The 1,534-nt window shown below is 63.2% G+C and carries 2 protein-coding genes and 1 pseudogene; 1 reads left to right on the top strand and 2 read right to left on the bottom strand.

The features are described 5' to 3' along the window. Nucleotides 1-287: hypothetical protein (locus tag AC1D2K_RS34475; protein WP_478094903.1), on the top strand; the 287-nt coding region annotated here is incomplete at its 5' end. Between the two features lie 346 nt (nt 288-633). Here the strand turns inward: AC1D2K_RS34475 and AC1D2K_RS34470 are convergent. Both AC1D2K_RS34470 and AC1D2K_RS34465 read right to left on the bottom strand, forming a co-directional pair. After that, nucleotides 634-999: a YcgJ family protein gene (locus AC1D2K_RS34470; protein WP_478094902.1), complete on the bottom strand. Its 366-nt coding sequence runs from the start codon at nt 997-999 to the stop codon at nt 634-636. 99 nt (nt 1,000-1,098) lie between these two features. Then, nucleotides 1,099-1,534, bottom strand: a pseudogene (locus AC1D2K_RS34465) (hypothetical protein); the annotation flags it as partial.

Here is a 1,534-nt window from a genome sequence, read left to right as displayed (position 1 = left end):
AGTATTTCTTCTCTTCTGAAACACCTTTCAATGGACCAGCGCGCGCCCAGATCAATCTACTCGAAAGCCAGATGTACGCGAGCAGCAGCACACGAGCCATTCCAGTGACCTTGCTGCTGGGCTATGGCTCAAACAACGGAGGCGGACCGGAGATCTCGGCGATGTACGCCCAGATCGCAACGCGCAACTACAAAGAACTGCAGCTGAGCGTCATGGCGTATCCGGGCGGCCACACGCAGATGGACCTGCCGTCCTTCGAGGACATCGTGGCGCGGTTCATCAATTAGCGTCAGATCGCATATATGGAATAGTCGAACGCCGCCTCTGGCGCCATCTGCGGCTATCAGCCCAGCCGACCTTCAGCTCGGCTCGTCACTTTCCTACAGAGAGCCTAATTGTCGACGGGCTGTAGTCCGTCGATGTAGCGCTCGCACGCGGCGCCAGCGCGCGGATTGCGCCGGTCGGGCGCTGCGCGCGAGCGAGGTGCGTGCGGCCCTGCCCCAGAGAAGGGGGTGGGGGTCGCCGGTCGCGACGGCCGCCAGGCGCATCGCGACATCCTTGCAATTTGCGCTCACCGAGTTCGATGACAGCAGCGAGGCCATGCCGATTGGCAAGACCGGGGTCTGCGTCAAGTCAAAAGGTCCCAAACAGCAACTCGGTGTACTTCTTGTTCACGGCCGCGCGGCGTTTGCCATCGGCACCGTAGTACCGATCTGCGCGGCATAGGCGCTCTTTGACGTCGCAGAACACGCCGTTGGCAAAGGTGAACTCGGTTCGGTCGAAGTCCCCCTGTGAGGCCAGCTTGGTCGCGGCCTTTTTGCCGAGGTACTTTTGGGTGAGCTCGAGCGAAATTCCTTTGCCATCGGCACACACGTAGCGGTCGCAGAGGACGCGCGGCGCTGGCGATCGCAGCGCGACCTGCTTTGCGGCGTGGGCGGGGACAGCGGATACGGCGATCAGAAGAGCCAGAGACAACGGAGAGTGGCGTGGGATTTTCATGCGGGCGGATTGTGGCTTGTCCGCGTGCGGACTGTGCTCGGAAGAGGTCGCTCGGCCTTAGAGGCAGAGAGCGGCCACAACCGGTCGCTCGGACTTGGGTTACGTCTTGCGCGGCGGCCGCGCGTCCTTGCGGGCAGGTTCGCTGCCATCGTCGCGATAGCGCAGTTGGTTGCCGACTCGGCTCGGGTACCTCAGCGCGTCCATCGATCCTGCTCGTCCCGTGTAAGGGCGCATCTCGCTGCCGTTGTACGTTTCGCGGTGCATGGGGGGCCTGGGTCCGATCGTTGGCACCGCAGCGGATATGCGCTGCTCGTCTTGCCCTTGCAGCGCCTCGCTCCCCTTGACCGTGATCGTGTGTAGAAGGCTTGGAGTCCCGTCGTGTCGGGGGCTGGAAACTTCCCGGACGTAGCCCTGTGTACGCAGTGCCGCCAATTCTTCGGCAACCGGTCGGCCCAGGCTCTGGCCGATGGCGATGCCGAGAGAGAGGTCCATGCGGGCAACTGCGCGCAGAACGGCGAGATGGTCCGGGGTGAGG

The sequence above is a fragment of the Variovorax sp. P1_H12_2 genome, assembly GCF_056405335.1.
Note: the sequence above shows the minus strand (reverse complement) of the source record. Positions and strands in the feature narration are given on the sequence as shown.

What these genes read in the sequence shown, in the direction of transcription:
- AC1D2K_RS34470 (WP_478094902.1), bottom strand. Translation starts at nt 999, where the DNA reads ATGAAAATCCCACGCCACTCTCCGTTGTCTCTGGCTCTTCTGATCGCC.